Origin of the sequence: Streptosporangium nondiastaticum (genome assembly GCF_003011965.1) — a bacterium.
Classification (GTDB): Bacteria; Actinomycetota; Actinomycetes; order Streptomycetales; family Streptomycetaceae; genus Streptomyces; species Streptomyces nondiastaticus.
This window is the reverse complement of record NZ_PXWG01000020.1, coordinates 59,905-77,108: the sequence shown is the minus strand read 5'-3', so window position 1 is coordinate 77,108 and position 17,204 is coordinate 59,905. Positions and strand designations below refer to the sequence as shown.

General features: G+C 72.1%; 15 protein-coding genes. 1 reads left to right on the top strand and 14 read right to left on the bottom strand.

The genetic code is table 11. The features are described 5' to 3' along the window. From B7P34_RS11640 to pyrR, 14 genes are all read right to left on the bottom strand, one after another. Window positions 1-2,014 (bottom strand): primosomal protein N' (locus B7P34_RS11640; RefSeq protein WP_106675769.1); only part of this gene is annotated, 2,014 nt, incomplete at its 3' end. A gap of 105 nt (window positions 2,015-2,119) precedes the next feature. Then, the gene (metK, locus tag B7P34_RS11635) at window positions 2,120-3,328 is read right to left on the bottom strand and encodes a methionine adenosyltransferase (RefSeq protein ID WP_106675768.1); all 1,209 of its coding nucleotides are present in this window, start codon (window positions 3,326-3,328) and stop codon (window positions 2,120-2,122) included. A 176-nt stretch (window positions 3,329-3,504) separates the two neighbouring features. After that, the gene (coaBC, locus tag B7P34_RS11630) at window positions 3,505-4,713 is read right to left on the bottom strand and encodes a bifunctional phosphopantothenoylcysteine decarboxylase/phosphopantothenate--cysteine ligase CoaBC (RefSeq protein ID WP_106675767.1); all 1,209 of its coding nucleotides are present in this window, start codon (window positions 4,711-4,713) and stop codon (window positions 3,505-3,507) included. Between the two features lie 122 nt (window positions 4,714-4,835). Beyond that, the gene (gene rpoZ, locus B7P34_RS11625; protein ID WP_004948662.1) at window positions 4,836-5,108 is read right to left on the bottom strand and encodes a DNA-directed RNA polymerase subunit omega; all 273 of its coding nucleotides are present in this window, start codon (window positions 5,106-5,108) and stop codon (window positions 4,836-4,838) included. A gap of 34 nt (window positions 5,109-5,142) precedes the next feature. Next, window positions 5,143-5,733: a guanylate kinase gene (gene gmk, locus B7P34_RS11620; protein WP_078660007.1), complete on the bottom strand. Its 591-nt coding sequence runs from the start codon at window positions 5,731-5,733 to the stop codon at window positions 5,143-5,145. 38 nt (window positions 5,734-5,771) lie between these two features. Continuing rightward, on the bottom strand, window positions 5,772-6,095 hold the full coding sequence (locus B7P34_RS11615) for an integration host factor (RefSeq protein ID WP_030365336.1): 324 nt from the start codon (window positions 6,093-6,095) through the stop codon (window positions 5,772-5,774). 265 nt (window positions 6,096-6,360) lie between these two features. Then, complete coding sequence (gene pyrF / locus B7P34_RS11610; protein WP_106675766.1) at window positions 6,361-7,227, bottom strand: orotidine-5'-phosphate decarboxylase; 867 nt, start codon at window positions 7,225-7,227, stop codon at window positions 6,361-6,363. After that, window positions 7,224-8,342, bottom strand: a complete 1,119-nt coding sequence (locus B7P34_RS11605) for a quinone-dependent dihydroorotate dehydrogenase (RefSeq protein ID WP_106675765.1) — start codon at window positions 8,340-8,342, stop codon at window positions 7,224-7,226. The genes pyrF and B7P34_RS11605 overlap by 4 nt, the downstream gene beginning before the upstream one ends. A 91-nt stretch (window positions 8,343-8,433) precedes the next feature. Beyond that, window positions 8,434-11,742 (bottom strand): carbamoyl-phosphate synthase large subunit, encoded by a 3,309-nt coding sequence (gene carB / locus B7P34_RS11600; protein ID WP_106675764.1) that lies wholly within the window; start codon window positions 11,740-11,742, stop codon window positions 8,434-8,436. Beyond that, entirely contained in the window at window positions 11,735-12,877 is a 1,143-nt protein-coding gene (gene carA, locus B7P34_RS11595) for a glutamine-hydrolyzing carbamoyl-phosphate synthase small subunit (RefSeq protein ID WP_106675763.1), read from the bottom strand. The genes carB and carA overlap by 8 nt, the downstream gene beginning before the upstream one ends. Further along, the gene (locus B7P34_RS11590) at window positions 12,874-13,455 is read right to left on the bottom strand and encodes a hypothetical protein (protein WP_223267744.1); all 582 of its coding nucleotides are present in this window, start codon (window positions 13,453-13,455) and stop codon (window positions 12,874-12,876) included. Before B7P34_RS11590 ends, carA begins: the two co-directional genes overlap by 4 nt. Next, complete coding sequence (locus tag B7P34_RS11585; RefSeq protein WP_106675762.1) at window positions 13,452-14,738, bottom strand: dihydroorotase; 1,287 nt, start codon at window positions 14,736-14,738, stop codon at window positions 13,452-13,454. Before B7P34_RS11585 ends, B7P34_RS11590 begins: the two co-directional genes overlap by 4 nt. Further along, window positions 14,738-15,718 carry an aspartate carbamoyltransferase catalytic subunit gene (locus tag B7P34_RS11580; RefSeq protein ID WP_106675761.1) on the bottom strand — a complete coding sequence of 327 codons (981 nt, stop codon included), beginning with the start codon at window positions 15,716-15,718 and terminating at the stop codon, window positions 14,738-14,740. The genes B7P34_RS11585 and B7P34_RS11580 overlap by 1 nt, the downstream gene beginning before the upstream one ends. Window positions 15,719-15,811: 93 nt before the next feature. Continuing rightward, on the bottom strand, window positions 15,812-16,381 hold the full coding sequence (pyrR, locus tag B7P34_RS11575; protein WP_106675760.1) for a bifunctional pyr operon transcriptional regulator/uracil phosphoribosyltransferase PyrR: 570 nt from the start codon (window positions 16,379-16,381) through the stop codon (window positions 15,812-15,814). A 237-nt stretch (window positions 16,382-16,618) separates the two neighbouring features. Between pyrR and bldD the strand changes: the two genes are divergently transcribed. Further along, complete coding sequence (bldD, locus tag B7P34_RS11570; protein ID WP_004948690.1) at window positions 16,619-17,119, top strand: transcriptional regulator BldD; 501 nt, start codon at window positions 16,619-16,621, stop codon at window positions 17,117-17,119. Window positions 17,120-17,204: the final 85 nt, after the last annotated feature.

Below are 17,204 nucleotides of genomic sequence, written 5' to 3'. Positions count from 1 at the left end.
GCTCCCCCGGCGGCGGGTCGCCGGGGCGCCGCGGGCGGCCCGGGGCCGTGACCGGCAGGGGCACCGGGCCGAGCACCTCCGCGTCCTCCGGGAGCTCCGCCGCGGCGAGCAGGTCGGCGACGTCCTGCGGCGGCCCGGAGACCGACGCCATCCGGGACACCGGCGGGAAGCCGAGCTCCGCCCGGTCGGCGAGCTCCCGCATCGCGTGCCCGGCGGGATCCCAGCGCACGAGCGCCTGTACGGGCCGCAGCGTGGGCTCCGCGACCACGACGACGACCCCGCCGTCCGCCTGCCCGCGGACGAGCGCCGCCGCGGACAGCCAGCGCCGCAGCGCCTCCTCCCCCGCCCGCAGGTCGGGGAGGCCGAGCAGCGCCCAGCCGTCGAGCAGCAGGGCCGCGGCGTAGCCGCCTTCGGCGACGGGCTCCGCGCCGGGCGTGGAGACGACGATCGCGGGCCGGTCGGGCACCGTGTCGAGGATGTGGTCGCGCCCGGAGGTCCGTACGGGCACGGACGGGAAGGCCCGGCCGAGCTCCTCGGCGGTGCGTCCGGCGCCCACGACCCGGGCCCGCAGCCGGGAGCCGCCGCACTCCGTGCAGTGCCAGCCCGGGGGCGCTTCCTGCCCGCACCAGCCGCACCGCAGCGCGCCGTCGGCTCCGCCGGCCTCCAGCGGCCCGGCGCAGTGCCCGCACCGGGCGGGCTCGCGGCAGCGTTCGCAGCCGAGGCGGGGCACATAGCCGCGGCGGGGCACCTGGACCAGCACCGGCCCGTGCTTGAGCCCCTCGCGGGCGGCCTGCCAGGCGTGGCTGGGCAGGCGGGCGGCGCGCGCCGCCGCGTCGCGCGCCTCGTCGGAGTCGCCGACGGTCCGCACGGCGGGGGCGACGGCCCGCACGGTCTCGCGGGCGGCGGCGAGCGGCAGGGCCCATCCCGTGTTCACCAGCTGGGCGGCCTCGACCGTGCAGCCGAAGCCGCCGAGCAGAAACGCGGCCTTCTCGTGCACCGCGCGCTGCACGAGCACCTCGCGGGAGTGCGGGTGCGGTGCGTTCTGCGCGCTGTGGCTGCCGTCCCCGTCGTCCCAGACGGCGACGAGCCCGAGGTCCCGCACGGGCGCGAACATCGCCGCCCGCGTGCCGACCACGGCCCGCACCGAGCCCCGGCTGACCGCGAGCCAGCGGCGGTACCGCTCCTCGGGCCCGAGCTCGGCCGTCAGCAGCACGTGCCGGCCCTCCCCCAGGAGCTCCCCGAGGGCGGCGTCGACGCGCGCCGCGTCCCGCCCGTCCGGCACGACGACGAGCGCACCGCGCCCGGACGACAGCGCCGCCGCGGCAGCCCGCGCGAGCTCGTGCGGCCAGTGCGGGCCGGGCAGCGCCGTCCACACGGCCCGCGGGACGTCCCCCCGGGCCACGGCGTCGAGGAAGGCGGGCCCGGTGGGATACCGCGCCCAGCTCCCGGGCTCCGGCACCCCCGGCGGGGGCAGCGGCGCGGGCGACGGCTCGGCCTCGATGCGGGCGTGCCGGGGCGGTACGGCCAGCTGGAGCACGTCGGCGAGCGAACCGGCGTACCGGTCGGCGACGGCCCGGCAGAGCTCGTAGAGGGCGGGGCTGAGCACCGGCTCGGGCGAGAGCACCTGGGCGATCGCGGCGAGCGGCCCCTGGTAGTCGGACTCGGCCACCCGGTCGACGATGTACCCGTCGAGCAGCCCGCCGCCTTCCCGGCGCCCCCCGCGCACATTGCGCGTCCCGGCGCCGAACCGCACCCGCACCCGCACGCCCGGCCGGGCGTCGGCGTCGAGCTCCTCGGGCACGGCGTAGTCCCACAGCCGGTCCAGGTGGACGGGGCCCTTGTCGACGAGCACGCGCGCGACGGGCAGCGTCTTGGCCAGCGGCGCCCCCCGCCACGTGCGCGGCTTGGCTTTGGGCGCCTTCGCCTTGGCCTCGCGCACGCTCTCCCGTATGAGCGCGAGCTGCTCCCCGTGCTCCGGAGGCTTCCCCTGGGACCGCCCGTTCTCGCTGCTCACAGCCACAGTCCTACCAGACCCCACTGACAACGCCGGGCGGACTGGATCTCCAGTCCGCCCGGCGCGAGGACAGCGGTGCCCGGGGCTGGCGCCCCGGAGAGGTGCTTACAGACCCGCGGCCTTCTTCAGGGCCTCCACGCGGTCCGTGCGCTCCCACGTGAAGTCGGGCAGCTCGCGGCCGAAGTGGCCGTACGCGGCGGTCTGCGCGTAGATCGGGCGGAGCAGGTCGAGGTCGCGGATGATCGCGGCCGGGCGGAGGTCGAAGACCTCGGCGATGGCGTTCTCGATCTTGTCGGTGTCGATGGTGTTCGTGCCGAAGGTCTCGACGAACAGACCCACCGGCTCGGCCTTGCCGATCGCGTAGGCGACCTGGACCTCGCAGCGCGAGGCCAGACCGGCCGCGACGACGTTCTTCGCGACCCAGCGCATCGCGTAGGCGGCGGAGCGGTCGACCTTGGACGGGTCCTTGCCGGAGAAGGCGCCGCCGCCGTGGCGGGCCATGCCGCCGTACGTGTCGATGATGATCTTGCGGCCGGTGAGGCCGGCGTCGCCCATCGGGCCGCCGATCTCGAAGCGGCCGGTCGGGTTCACCAGGAGGCGGTAGCCGTCGGTGTCGAGCTTGATGCCGTCCTCGACGAGCTCCTTGAGGACGTGCTCGACGACGAACTCGCGGATGTCGGGCGCGAGCAGGGAGTCGAGGTCGATGTCGGAGGCGTGCTGCGACGAGACGACGACGGTGTCGAGGCGGACGGCCTTGTTGCCGTCGTACTCGATGGTGACCTGCGTCTTGCCGTCGGGGCGCAGGTAGGGGATGGTGCCGTTCTTGCGGACTTCCGACAGGCGGCGCGAGAGACGGTGCGCCAGCTCGATCGGCAGCGGCATGAGGTTCGGCGTCTCGTCGCAGGCGAAGCCGAACATCAGGCCCTGGTCGCCCGCGCCCTGCTTGTCGAGCTCGTCCTCATCGCCCTCGACGCGGGCCTCGTAGGCGGCGTCGACACCCTGGGCGATGTCCGGCGACTGGGCGCCGATGGAGACCGAGACGCCGCAGGAGGCGCCGTCGAAGCCCTTCTTGGACGAGTCGTAACCGATCTCGAGGATCTTGTTGCGCACGAGCGTGGCGATCGGCGCGTAGGCCTTGGTCGTCACCTCACCGGCGACGTGGACGAGGCCCGTGGTGATGAGGGTCTCAACGGCGACACGAGACGTGGGGTCCTCGCGCAGCAGGGCGTCGAGGACGGTGTCGCTGATCTGGTCAGCGATCTTGTCGGGGTGACCCTCGGTCACGGACTCCGAGGTGAACAGGCGGCGGGACACATCGCTCCCTGGGGTTGCAGCGGCTGCTGGCTGATCATTGACGGACCCGGCCGAGAGCTGCGCTCGGCGCTGGGTCCTCGGTCAGTTTATCCGGCGTTCTCGTGGTTGGGACATCCTGTCTCGTATCACCGGCCTCTGTGACCTGCGGCACCCGCGCGCTCCGGCGCGCGGAGGGGTCAGGAAAACCGCCGTACGACGAGGTCCCAGACGGTGTCCGCGAGGTCGTCCTTGGGGCCGTAGGGAACCGGGGTCTCGGAGCCGTCGGGGGCCAGGACGACGGCCTCGTTCGCCTCCGATCCGAAGGTCTTCCGCTCCCCCACCTCATTGACAACCAGCAGGTCACAGCCCTTGCGGGCGAGCTTGGCGCGACCGTTGGCGAGGACGTCGTCGGTCTCGGCGGCGAAGCCCACGACGATCTGCCCGGGGCGCGGCCGGCTCGCCGAGAGCTCGGCGAGGACGTCGGGGTTCCGGACGAGCTCGACGGGCGCCGGCTCCTCGCCGTCCCGCTTCTTGATTTTGCCCTCGGCATAATGCGAAGGACGAAAATCGGCCACCGCGGCGGCCATCACGACGGCGTCCGCGTCCTCGGCGGCCTTCAGAACGGCCTCCCGCAGCTGCACGGCCGTGCCCACCGGTATGACGTCGGCACCGGCCGGGTCGGCCAGCTCGCTGTTGGCGGCGACGAGCGTGACCCGGGCGCCGCGCGCGACCGCGGTACGGGCCAGGGCGTACCCCTGCTTGCCGGAGGAGCGGTTGCCGAGGAAGCGGACGGGGTCGAGCGGCTCGCGGGTGCCGCCGGCGCTGATGACCACGTGGCGGCCGGCGAGGTCGGCGACCGGGCCCGCGGTGCCGCGGGCCAGCACCCGGCGGCAGACCTCGAAGATCTCCTCGGGGTCGGGGAGCCGGCCCTTGCCGGTATCGACGCCGGTGAGGCGGCCGACGGCGGGCTCGATGACGATCGCCCCGCGGCGGCGCAGCGTGGCCACGTTCTCCTGGGTGGCGGGGTTCTCCCACATCTCGGTGTGCATGGCGGGCGCGAAGACGACCGGGCAGCGAGCGGTGAGCAACGTATTGGTCAGCAGGTCGTCGGCGAGGCCGTGGGCGGCCTTGGCCAGCATGTCGGCCGTGGCGGGCGCGACCACGACGAGCCGGGCCTCCTGGCCGATGCGCACGTGCGGCACCTCGTGGACGCTCTCCCAGACCTCGGTGCCGGCGGGGTGCCCGGACAGCGCCGACCAGGTCGCCTCGCCGACGAAGTGCAGGGCGGAGGCCGTCGGCACCACGCGGACGTCATGGCCGGACTCGGTGAGCCGGCGCAGCAGCTCGCACGCCTTGTAGGCGGCGATCCCGCCGCTGACCCCCAGGACGACCTTGGGCTTGTCCATCGCTCGCGCTCTCCCCATCCATCGGTTGCGTACAGGTCCCATGACACACCAAGGGCCCGGCAGCGGCGCTACCGGACCCGTGGTGACGAAAACGACGAAGGCGGCGAGGACGCCGCCCCGCTTTACTGCGCCGGGGCCTCGATGGCCTCGGAGGTCAGCAGACCCGCGTTGATCTCGCGGAGCGCGATGGAGAGCGGCTTCTCGTGGACGTGGGTGTCCACCAGCGGGCCGACGTACTCCAGCAGGCCCTCGCCGAGCTGCGAGTAGTACGCGTTGATCTGACGGGCGCGCTTGGCGGCGTAGATCACCAGGCTGTACTTCGAGTCGGTGGCCTCGAGCAGCTCATCAATCGGCGGGTTGATGATGCCCTCGGGCGCGGTGATGGAAGAGGACACTCTCTGCCTTCCGAAGGGGGGTGAAGAAAGATGGTCAACGGAGCAAGGCTAGCAGTTCACGCGCAACGTCCTCGACGGAGGTGTTGACCAGCGTGACGTCGAACTCCGACTCCGCGGCGAGCTCGACCTTGGCCGCGGCGAGGCGGCGCTCGATCACCTCGGGCGACTCGGTGCCCCGGCCGGTGAGCCGGCGGACCAGCTCGTCCCAGCTCGGGGGCGCGAGGAAGACCAGCTGAGCCTCCGGCATGGTCTCGCGGACCTGCCGGGCGCCCTGCAGGTCGATCTCCAGCAGCACCGGCTCGCCGGCCTCCAGGCGGTCGAGGACCGCCTGGCGCGGCGTGCCGTAGCGGTTGCCGGCGAACTCGGCCCATTCGAGCAGCTCACCGTTGGCGATGAGCTTGTCGAATTCCTCGTCGTCCACGAAGAAGTACTGGACACCGTCCTGCTCGCCGGGGCGCGGCTTGCGGGTGGTGGCCGAGACCGAGAGCCACACCTCGGGGTGCGCCTTGCGCATATGGGCGACGACCGTGCTCTTGCCGACCCCGGAGGGGCCGGAGAGCACGGTCAGCCGCGGTTGTCTGGCCGGGGGTACGGGGGACGTCCCCCGGGAGACTGCAGTACTCATGCAGCGATTATCCCGGTTCGCGGGAGTGCCTGGGAACGTCAGGCGGCCTTGCCGCCGAACTCACGCTCCAAGGATGCGATCTGGTTCGAGCCGAGCCCGCGCACACGACGGCTCTCGGAGATCCCGAGCCGCTCCATGATCTGCTTGGCACGGACCTTGCCCACGCCCGGCAGGCTCTCCAGGAGTGCGCTGACCTTCATCTTGCCGATCACTTCGTTCGTCTGGCCCTGCGCGATGACATCGTGCAGCGAGGCTCCGGAGTGCTTGAGCCGATTCTTGACCTCGGCGCGCTCCCGGCGAGCCGCGGCGGCCTTTTCGAGCGCGGCAGCGCGCTGTTCAGGGGTAAGGGGCGGAAGAGCCACGCCTACGTCACCTCGGATATCGAACTGTCGGATAACGGACCGGTGAGGAACCTAGTCGGCCCACACCTGGGGAGCAACGAGCAACGCGCTTGCACGTTCGCTCTCGTCGGAGACTAGCGGCCGATTCCGCTCCAGTCAGCGAGAACAAGCGAAAAGTCCTGGTCAGACTCGCTCGACCAGGACTTTTCCGGACATATAGACCAACAATTTTGACGCTTCCGCGGCGGACGCCGGCACCGCCGGCCGCCCGGCGGGCCTCCGGCGGTTACCCGGCCGCCGGATCCGCGGCGCTCACGGCCTCCCGCACCTCGGCGGCGAAGCGCTCGGCGCTCGTGCGCAGCGCGGTGACGTCCGGCCCGTGCCGGAGCACGCCCCGGCTGACGTTCGGGACCACGTCGCGCACGGCCGCGCCGAAGACCTTCGGCAGGTCGGCGGCGGTCGCGCCCTGAGCGCCGATGCCCGGCGCGAGCAGCGGGCCGTTGATGTCCAGATCCGCGCGCGCCGCGCCGAGGCTGCCGCCCAGGGTGGCGCCGACGACCGCGCCGAACGAGCCCATGGGCGCGGCGTCCGCGTTCTCGGCCCGCAGGTGGTTCAGCATGGTCGCGGCGACGCTCGCCCCGTCGGCGCGCACGGCGTGCTGCACCTCGGCGCCCTCCGGGTTCGAGGTGAGCGCGAGCACGAACATGCCGGTGCCGCTCTCGCGCGCCAGCTCCAGGGCCGGGCGCAGCGAGCCGTAGCCGAGGTACGGGCTGACGGTCACGGCGTCGGAGAAGAGCGGCGAGGAGGGGTCGAGGTAGGTGGCGGCGTAGGCGGCCATGGTCGAGCCGATGTCGCCGCGCTTGGCGTCCATCAGGACCAGCGCGCCGGCCTCCCGGGAGTCGGCGACGGCCTGCTCCAGGACGGCGATGCCGCGCGAGCCGAAGCGCTCGAAGAAGGCGGACTGGGGCTTGAGGACGGCCACGCGGTCGGCGAGCGCCTCCACGACGGTGCGGGTGAAGCGCTCCAGGCCGTCGATCGTGTCGGGGAGGCCCCAGTCGGCGAGGAGGGAGGCGTGCGGGTCGATGCCGACGCAGAGGGGGCCGCGCGTGTCCATGGCGCGGCGCAGCCGGGCGCCGAAGGGTTCGAGGGTCATGCGGCGGCCTTCTTCCGGGTCTCGGCGCCGACAGCCTCGGCGAGGGTCTTGTACGGGCTGGCCGCGAGCTTCTCGGCCAGGCCCTTGTGGATCTTCCGGCACCAGAACGGGCCCTCGTAGATGAAGGCGCTGTAGCCCTGGACCAGCGTGGCGCCCGCCAGGATGCGCTCCCAGGCGTCGTCGGCGGTCTCGATGCCGCCGACACCGACGAGGGTGATCCGGTCGCCCACGCGGGCGTACAGGCGGCTCAGGACCTCCAGCGAGCGGGCCTTGAGCGGGGCGCCGGACAGGCCGCCGGCGCCGATGGCCTCGACGGTGCGCTTCGGGGTGCGCAGGCCGAGCCCCTCGCGGGCGATCGTCGTGTTGGTGGCGATGATGCCGTCCAGGCCGAGCTCGACGGCGAGGTCGGCGACGGCGTCCACGTCCTCGTCGGCGAGGTCGGGGGCGATCTTCACCAGCAGCGGCACGCGGCGCGAAGGGACCGTGCGGTCGGCGGCCTCGCGGACGGCGGCGAGCAGCGGGCGCAGGGACTCGGTGGCCTGGAGGTTGCGCAGCCCGGGCGTGTTGGGCGAGGAGACGTTGACGACGAGGTAGTCGGCGTGGGCGGCGAGGCGCTCGGTGGAGGTCACGTAGTCGGCGACGGCCTCGGCCTCCGGCACGACCTTGGTCTTGCCGATGTTGACGCCCACCGTCGTGCGGAAGACCGCCTTGCGGGCCGCCAGGCGCTCCGCCACGGCCTCCGAGCCGTCGTTGTTGAAGCCCATGCGGTTGATCAGCGCGCGGTCCGCGACGAGGCGGAAGAGGCGCTTCTTGGGGTTGCCGGGCTGCGGCTGCGCGGTGACGGTGCCGACCTCGACGTGGTCGAAGCCGAGCATGCTCATGCCGTCGATGGCGGCGGCGTTCTTGTCGAAGCCGGCGGCGAGCCCGAAGGGGCCGTGCATGCGCAGGCCGAGCGCCTCGGTGCGCAGCTCCTTGTGGCGGGGGGCGAGGACGGCCGCGACGAAGGTGCGCAGGACCGGCACGCGGGCGGCGGCGCGGATCCAGGCGAAGGCGAGGTGGTGGGCCTTCTCGGGGTCCATCCGCTGGAAGATCAGTCGGAAGAAGAGGGAGTACATGGGGGGCCGGGCCTTCCGCGGGCGAGGGGGAGGTTCCATGGGTCCGCCCGTCCGCCCCCGGCTCTCACCGGGGGCGGACGGGCGGGAGGGGTCAGGCGCGGGCGGCGGTCAGGTGCTCCGCGTGCTCCTGCAGGGAGCGCACGCCCACGTCGCCGCGGCTGAACGCCTCGATGCCCTGCACGGCGGCCGCGAGGGCCTGGACCGTGGTCAGGCACGGCACCGCGCGGGCGACCGCGGCCGTACGGATCTCGTAGCCGTCGAGACGGCCGCCGGTGCCGTACGGGGTGTTGACGATGAGGTCGACCTCGCCGTCGTGGATGAGCTGGACGATGGTCTTCTCGCCGTTCGGGCCCTCGCCCTCGCTCTGCTTGCGCACGACGGTGGCGTTGATGCCGTTGCGCTTGAGGACCTCGGCGGTGCCGGAGGTGGCCAGCAGCTCGAAGCCGTGGGCGACCAGCTCACGGGCCGGGAAGATCATCGAGCGCTTGTCGCGGTTGGCGACCGAGACGAACGCGCGGCCCTTGGTCGGCAGCGCGCCGTAGGCGCCGGCCTGCGACTTGGCGTAGGCCGTGCCGAAGACGCTGTCGATGCCCATGACCTCGCCGGTGGAGCGCATCTCCGGGCCGAGGACGGTGTCCACGCCGCGGCCGTGGATGTCGCGGAAGCGCGACCACGGCATCACGGCCTCCTTGACGGAGATCGGCGCGTCCATGGGGAGCGTGCCGCCGTCGCCCTCGCGGGGCAGCATGCCCTCGGCGCGCAGCTCGGCGATGGTCGCGCCCAGCGAGATGCGGGCGGCGGCCTTGGCGAGCGGCACGGCGGTCGCCTTCGAGGTGAAGGGGACCGTGCGGGAGGCGCGCGGGTTGGCCTCCAGAACGTAGAGGATGTCCCCGGCCATGGCGAACTGGATGTTGATCAGGCCGCGGACGCCGACGCCCTTGGCGATGGCCTCGGTGGAGGCGCGCAGCCGCTTGATGTCGAAGCCGCCGAGGGTGATCGGGGGCAGGGCGCAGGCGGAGTCGCCGGAGTGGATGCCGGCCTCCTCGATGTGCTCCATGACGCCGCCGAGGTAGAGCTCGTGGCCGTCGTAGAGCGCGTCGACGTCGATCTCGATGGCGTCGTCGAGGAAGCGGTCGATGAGGACCGGGTGCTCGGAGATCAGGCCGGCGTGGCGCTCCAGGTACTCGCCGAGGGAGGGCTCGTCGTAGACGATCTCCATGCCGCGGCCGCCGAGCACGTAGGACGGGCGGACCATGACCGGGTAGCCGATCTCGGCGGCGATGCCCTTGGCCTCCTCGAAGGAGAAGGCGGTGCCGTACTTGGGCGCGGGCAGGCCGGCCTCGGTGAGCACGCGGCCGAAGGCGCCGCGCTCCTCGGCGAGGTCGATGGCCTCGGGCGAGGTGCCGACGATCGGCACGCCGTTGTCCTTGAGCGCCTGGGCGAGGCCGAGCGGGGTCTGGCCGCCGAGCTGGACGACGACGCCCGCGACGGGGCCGGCCTCCTGCTCGGCGTGGACGATCTCCAGGACGTCCTCCAGGGTGAGCGGCTCGAAGTAGAGCCGGTCGGAGGTGTCGTAGTCGGTGGAGACGGTCTCGGGGTTGCAGTTGACCATCACGGTCTCGTAGCCGGCGTCGCTGAGGGCGAAGGAGGCGTGGACGCAGGAGTAGTCGAACTCGATGCCCTGGCCGATGCGGTTCGGGCCCGAGCCCAGGATGATCACCGCGGGCTTCTCGCGGCGCGCGACCTCGGTCTCCTCGTCGTAGGACGAGTAGAAGTACGGGGTCTTCGCAGCGAACTCGGCGGCGCAGGTGTCGACCGTCTTGTAGACCGGGCGGACGCCGAGGGCGTGCCGGACCTCGCGGACGACGGCCTCGGGCAGGCCGCGGATCGCGCCGATCTGGGCGTCGGAGAAGCCGTGCCGCTTGGCCTCGGCCAGCAGCCCGGGCTCCAGCCGGACGGCCGCGGCGATCTCGTCGGCGACCTCCTTGAGCAGGAAGAGCTGGTCGACGAACCACGGGTCGATGCGGGTGGCCTCGAAGACCTCCTCCGGGGTGGCCCCGGCGCGGATGGCGGCCATGACGGTGTTGATCCGGCCGTCGGTCGGGCGGACCGCCTTCGCCAGCAGCTCCGCCTTGTCGCCCGGCTCCGAGACGAAGTCGAACTGCGAGCCCTTCTTCTCCAGCGAGCGCAGGGCCTTCTGCAGCGCCTCGGTGAAGTTGCGGCCGATGGCCATGGCCTCGCCCACCGACTTCATGGTGGTGGTGAGGGTGGCGTCGGCGGCCGGGAACTTCTCGAACGCGAAGCGGGGCGCCTTGACCACGACGTAGTCGAGCGTGGGCTCGAAGGACGCCGGGGTCTTCTCGGTGATGTCGTTGGGGATCTCGTCCAGCGTGTAGCCGACGGCCAGGCGGGCGGCGATCTTGGCGATCGGGAAGCCGGTGGCCTTGGAGGCGAGCGCGGAGGAGCGCGAGACGCGCGGGTTCATCTCGATGACGATGACCCGGCCGTCGTCGGGGTTGACCGCGAACTGGATGTTGCAGCCACCGGTGTCGACGCCGACCTCGCGGATGATCGCGATGCCGACGTCCCGCAGGATCTGGTACTCGCGGTCGGTGAGCGTCATCGCCGGGGCGACGGTGATCGAGTCACCCGTGTGGACGCCCATGGGGTCGAAGTTCTCGATGGAGCAGACGACCACGACGTTGTCGTTCTTGTCGCGCATCAGCTCCAGCTCGTACTCCTTCCAGCCGAGGATGGACTCCTCCAGGAGCACCTCGGTGGTCGGGGAGAGCGTGAGGCCCTGGCCGGCGATGCGGCGCAGCTCCTCCTCGTCGTGGGCGAAGCCGGAGCCGGCGCCGCCCATGGTGAAGGAGGGGCGGACGACGACGGGGTAGCCGCCGAGCGTCTCGACGCCCGCGAGGACCTCGTCCATGGTGTGGCAGATGACCGAGCGGGCGGACTCGCCGTGGCCGGTCCTGGCGCGGACGGCCTCGACGACGCCCTTGAACAGGTCGCGGTCCTCGCCCTTGTGGATCGCCTCGACGTTGGCGCCGATGAGCTCCACGCCGTACTTCTCCAGCACGCCGTTCTCGTGCATGGAGATGGCGGTGTTGAGCGCGGTCTGGCCGCCGAGGGTGGGCAGGAGGGCGTCGGGGCGCTCCTTGGCGATGATCTTCTCGACGAACTCGGGGGTGATCGGCTCGACGTACGTGGCGTCGGCGATCTCCGGGTCGGTCATGATCGTGGCCGGGTTGGAGTTCACGAGGATGACCCGCAGGCCCTCGGACTTCAGGACACGGCAGGCCTGGGTGCCGGAGTAGTCGAACTCCGCGGCCTGGCCGATGACGATCGGGCCGGAGCCGATGACCAGAACGGACTGGATGTCGGTGCGCTTAGGCACGCTGGCCCTCCATCAGGGAGACGAAGCGGTCGAACAGGTACGCGGCGTCGTGCGGGCCTGCTGCTGCCTCGGGGTGGTACTGGACGCTGAATGCCGGCTGGTCGAGCAACTGGAGGCCTTCCACCACGTTGTCGTTCAGACACACGTGGGAGACCTCGACCCGGCCGTACGGCGTGTCGGTCGCCCGGTCGAGCGGGGCGTCGACGGCGAAGCCGTGGTTGTGCGCGGTGACCTCGACCTTGCCGGTCGTGCGGTCCTGCACGGGCTGGTTGATGCCGCGGTGGCCGTACTTCAGCTTGTAGGTGCCGAAGCCGAGCGCGCGGCCGAGGATCTGGTTGCCGAAGCAGATGCCGAAGAGCGGCGTCTTGCGGGAGAGGACCTCGCGCATGACGGCGACCGGGTGGTCGGCGGTGCTCGGGTCGCCCGGGCCGTTGGAGAAGAACACGCCGTCGGGGTTCACGGCGTAGACGTCCTCGGCGGTGGCCGTGGCGGGCAGCACGTGCACCTCGATGCCGCGCTCGGCCATCCGGTGCGGGGTCATGCCCTTGATGCCCAGGTCGATCGCGGCGACGGTGAACTTCTTCTCACCGATCGCGGGGACCACGTAGGTCTCCTTGGTGGCGACCTCGGCGGAGAGGTCGGCGCCCGTCATCTCGGGGGCCTGGCGGACCTCGGCGAGCATGGTGCCCTCGTCCGGCAGGGAGTGCCCGGAGAAGATGCCGACGCGCATGGCGCCGCGCTCGCGCAGGTGGCGGGTGAGGGCGCGGGTGTCGATGCCGCAGATGCCGACGACGCCCTGCTTGGCGAGCTCCTCGTCCAGGGACCGGCGCGAGCGCCAGTTGGACGGGACGCGGGCGGGGTCGCGCACCACGTAGCCGGCGACCCAGATGCGCGCCGACTCGGGGTCCTCGTCGTTGACGCCGGTGTTGCCCACGTGCGGGGCGGTCATCACGACGACCTGGCGGTGGTACGAGGGGTCGGTCAGGGTCTCCTGGTAGCCGGTCATGCCGGTGGAGAACACGGCCTCGCCGAAGGTCTCCCCCACGGCCCCGTAGGCCCGGCCGCGGAAGATCCGGCCGTCCTCCAGGACGAGTACGGCGGGGATCTTGGCAGTCCCCCTGGTGGAGGTCGTCATCGTGCGCCTTCCGTGTCGCTGTTCAGGTGGTGCGGGTGGGTGAGGGCCTCGACCCAGGCGGCGTGCTCGGCCGCCTGGTCGGAGCGGAAACCGGAATCGATCTCGCGGTCCCCGTGCACCCAGGTGATCACCAGCAGGCCGCCCTCGGTGAGGACCTTGCCGGCGATGCCCTTGTCGAGCCGGGCGCCGCGCACCCGGTCCGCGGGGATGAAGAAGTCCTGGGCGCCCGGGCGCACGACGGTGACGCCCTGCTCCGTCAGGGTGAGCTCGGCGCGGCTGCGGGTGCCGAGGCCGCGCGCGACGATGCGGTCGAGCCACTGCCCGGCGGTGGTGGAGCCGTGGTAGCGCCCGGTCATCGTGAGCGTGGGTTCACCCTGCTCGGCGGGGGCGGCGGGCAGCTCGGGCAGGTCGCCCTGGAGCGTGCCGCGCCACTTCCAGCCCTCGCGCATCAGCCAGTAGAGCAGCGCGACGAAGAGCAGCAGCCCCACGACCCAGCCGGCGCGGGCGGCCCAGTCGGTGACGGCGGCAGACTTCTGCTCGCCCGCCAGGATGATCAGTGCAGATGGTGCAGATGTCACGCCAGATTCCCGTCCACGACCGTTGCCCGGCCCCGCAGGAAGGTGTGGGTGACGCGACCCGGCAGCTCGCGGCCCTCGTAGGGGGTGTTGCGGCTGCGGGAGGCGAAGCCCGCGGGGTCCACGACACCACGGTAAGCGGAATCGACCAGGGTGAGGTTGGCGGGCTCACCGGCGGCGATGGGACGGCCGTGGCCGTCGAGGCTGCCGATGCGGGCGGGCTTGAAGGACATGCGCTCGGCGACGCCGGCCCAGTCCAGCAGCCCGGTCTCGACCATCGTCTGCTGGACGACGGACAGCGCGGTCTCCAGGCCCACCATGCCCATGGCGGCCGCGGCCCACTCGCAGTCCTTGTCCTCGTGCGGGTGCGGAGCGTGGTCGGTGGCGACGATGTCGATCGTGCCGTCGGCCAGGGCCTCGCGCAGGGCCAGCACGTCGCGCTCGGTGCGCAGCGGCGGGTTGACCTTGTAGACCGGGTTGTACGAGCGCACCAGCTCGTCGGTGAGGAGCAGGTGGTGCGGGGTGACCTCGGCGGTGACGTCGATGCCGCGAGACTTGGCCCAGCGGACGATCTCGACGGAGCCGGCCGTGGAGAGGTGGCAGATGTGCACCCGGGAGCCGACGTGCTCGGCGAGCAGGACGTCGCGCGCGATGATCGATTCCTCGGCGACGGCCGGCCAGCCGCCCAGGCCCAGCTCGGCGGAGACGATGCCCTCGTTCATCTGGGCGCCCTCGGTGAGCCGGGGCTCCTGGGCGTGCTGCGCGACGACGCCGCCGAAGGCCTTCACGTACTCCAGCGCGCGGCGCATGATCACGGCGTCGTCGACGCACTTGCCGTCGTCGGAGAAGACGGTGACGCCGGCGGCGGAGTCGTGCATGGCGCCCAGCTCGGAGAGCTGCTTGCCCTCCAGGCCGACGGTGACGGCGCCGATCGGCTGCACGTCGCAGTAGCCGGACTCCTTGCCCAGGCGCCAGACCTGCTCGACGACGCCGGCGGTGTCCGCGACGGGGAAGGTGTTGGCCATGGCGAAGACGGCCGTGTAGCCGCCGCTCGCGGCGGCGCGGGTGCCGGTCAGGACGGTCTCGGAGTCCTCGCGGCCGGGCTCGCGCAGGTGGGTGTGGAGGTCGACCAGGCCGGGCAGCAGGATCTTGCCGTCGGCCTCGATGACCTGGGCGTCCTCGGCGCTGAGACCGGTGCCGACCTCGGCGATGGTCTCGCCGTCGATCAGGACGTCCTGCGGCTCGCCGCCGAGGACCTTCGCACCGCGGATCAGGATCTTGGACATTAGTTGTTCTCCTCGGTGCGGGCGGTGGTGACGGCGGGCTCGGAGCCGCCGAGCAGCAGGTAGAGGACAGCCATCCGGGTGCTGACGCCGTTGGCGACCTGCTCGACGGCCGTGCAGCGGTCGGAGTCGGCGACCTCGGCGGTGATCTCCATGCCGCGGTTCATCGGGCCGGGGTGCATCACGACGGCGTGCTCGGGCATCTTCGCCATGCGGTCGCCGTCCAGGCCGTAGCGGCGCGAGTACTCGCGCTCGGTCGGGAAGAACGCGGCGTTCATGCGCTCGCGCTGCACGCGCAGCATCATCACGGCGTCGGACTTCGGCAGCACGGCGTCGAGGTCGTAGGAGACCTCGCAGGGCCAGTTCTCGACGCCGACGGGCACCAGCGTGGGCGGGGCGACGAGGGTGACCTCGGCGCCGAGCGTGGTCAGCAGGTGGACGTTGGAGCGGGCCACGCGGCTGTGCAGCACGTCGCCGACGATCGTGATGCGGCGCCCGGAGAGGTCCTGGCCGATCCCGGCGTCCCGGCCGACCAGGCGGCGGCGCATGGTGAAGGCGTCCAGCAGGGCCTGGGTGGGGTGCTCGTGGGTGCCGTCGCCGGCGTTGACGACGGCTCCGTCGATCCAGCCGGAGTTCGCCAGCCGGTAGGGGGCGCCGGAGGCGTGGTGGCGGATGACGACGGCGTCCGCGCCCATGGCCTCCAGGGTCAGGGCGGTGTCCTTCAGCGACTCGCCCTTGGAGACCGAGGAGCCCTTGGCCGAGAAGTTGATGACGTCGGCGGAGAGGCGCTTCGCCGCGGCTTCGAAGGAGATGCGGGTGCGGGTCGAGTCCTCGAAGAAGAGGTTGACGACGGTGCGGCCGCGCAGGGTGGGCAGTTTCTTGATCGGCCGGTCGGCGACCCTGGCCATCTCCTCGGCGGTGTCGAGGATCAGGACGGCGTCGTCGCGGGTGAGGTCGGCGGCCGAGATGAGGTGGCGCTTCATCCGGTTCTCCGTGGGTGAGGAGGTGTGCGAAGGCGGGGGCCGGGCATGCGGCGGCACGGTCCCGGGCGCGCCGGGTCCGCGGGGAGGAGGGTGCTACTGCCCGTCGGCCGGGGCGGTCGTGCCCGCGCCGAGGAGCACGCTGTCGCGGCCGTCCTCCTCGGTGAGGTGGACCTTGACCGTCTCCCGCAGCGACGTCGGGAGGTTCTTGCCGACGTAGTCGGCGCGGATGGGAAGTTCGCGGTGGCCGCGGTCGACGAGGACCGCGAGCTGGACGGCGCGCGGGCGGCCGAGGTCGTTCATCGCGTCGAGCGCGGCGCGGATGGTGCGGCCGGAGAAGAGCACGTCGTCGACGAGGATGACGAGCCTGCCGTCGATGCCCTCGCCGGGGATCTCCGTGCGGGCGAGCGCACGGGCCGGGCGGAGCCGCAGGTCGTCGCGGTACATGGTGATGTCGAGGGAGCCGACCGGGGTCCTGCCTCCGGTGATCTCCTCGAGCTTGGCGGCCAGCCGGCGGGCGAGGAAGACGCCACGGGTGGGGATGCCGAGGAGCACGACGTCGTCGGCGCCCTTGGCGCGCTCGACGATCTCGTGGGCGATGCGGGTGAGAACCCGGGCGATGTCCGGTGCTTCGAGCACGGGACGCGCACTGGGAAATGCGTCCATACGAAACGGACCTCCTTCTCCGCCTCACGGGACGGACATTAAAGGACGTCGGAATTACTCCCTCACCGTACCAGGCCCGGGGTGTGACGCTCACCGTCCCCCCTGCTGGAGGACGGTATGGACCATTCGGCTTGACGAAGTCAGATTACGCTGCGTAACCTCACAGTGAGTTACCAGACACGCGGCAGTCTTCAGAAGACGCGCCGTCGCACGTCGATACAGCGTCCGGGGAGCTTTATGTCCAGCGAATACGCCAAACAGCTCGGGGCCAAGCTCCGCGCCATCCGCACCCAGCAGGGCCTCTCCCTTCACGGCGTGGAGGAGAAGTCCCAGGGCCGCTGGAAGGCCGTCGTAGTGGGTTCGTACGAGCGCGGCGACCGTGCCGTGACCGTGCAGCGCCTGGCCGAGCTGGCCGACTTCTACGGGGTTCCCGTGCAGGAGCTGCTGCCCGGCACCACGCCGGGCGGCGCCGCCGAGCCGCCGCCGAAGCTGGTTCTGGACCTTGAGCGCCTGGCCCACGTGCCGGCCGAGAAGGCCGGCCCGCTCCAGCGTTACGCGGCCACCATCCAGAGCCAGCGCGGCGACTACAACGGCAAGGTCCTCTCGATCCGCCAGGACGACCTGCGGACCCTTGCCGTCATCTACGACCAGTCGCCCTCGGTGCTCACCGAACAGCTGATCAGCTGGGGCGTGCTCGATGCGGATGCGCGCCGCGCGGTCCAGCACGAGGACGCCTGACGGCTGGTCGGCTTCCTTCACTACAACCGCCCGGGGGGCGGGAAACCTTGCGGTTTCCCGCCCCCCGGGCGGTTTGGTTTTCTGC

Excerpts from the sequence above, each read along its gene's own strand:
- B7P34_RS11605 (WP_106675765.1), bottom strand. The coding sequence starts at position 8,342 with ATGTACTCCCTCTTCTTCCGACTGATCTTCCAGCGGATGGACCCCGAG.
- carA (WP_106675763.1), bottom strand. The coding sequence starts at position 12,877 with ATGACGACCTCCACCAGGGGGACTGCCAAGATCCCCGCCGTACTCGTC.
- pyrR (WP_106675760.1), bottom strand. The coding sequence starts at position 16,381 with ATGGACGCATTTCCCAGTGCGCGTCCCGTGCTCGAAGCACCGGACATC.
- coaBC (WP_106675767.1), bottom strand. The coding sequence starts at position 4,713 with ATGGACAAGCCCAAGGTCGTCCTGGGGGTCAGCGGCGGGATCGCCGCC.
- bldD (WP_004948690.1), top strand. The coding sequence starts at position 16,619 with ATGTCCAGCGAATACGCCAAACAGCTCGGGGCCAAGCTCCGCGCCATC.
- B7P34_RS11580 (WP_106675761.1), bottom strand. The coding sequence starts at position 15,718 with ATGAAGCGCCACCTCATCTCGGCCGCCGACCTCACCCGCGACGACGCC.
- pyrF (WP_106675766.1), bottom strand. The coding sequence starts at position 7,227 with ATGACCCTCGAACCCTTCGGCGCCCGGCTGCGCCGCGCCATGGACACG.
- gmk (WP_078660007.1), bottom strand. The coding sequence starts at position 5,733 with ATGAGTACTGCAGTCTCCCGGGGGACGTCCCCCGTACCCCCGGCCAGA.
- B7P34_RS11585 (WP_106675762.1), bottom strand. The coding sequence starts at position 14,738 with ATGTCCAAGATCCTGATCCGCGGTGCGAAGGTCCTCGGCGGCGAGCCG.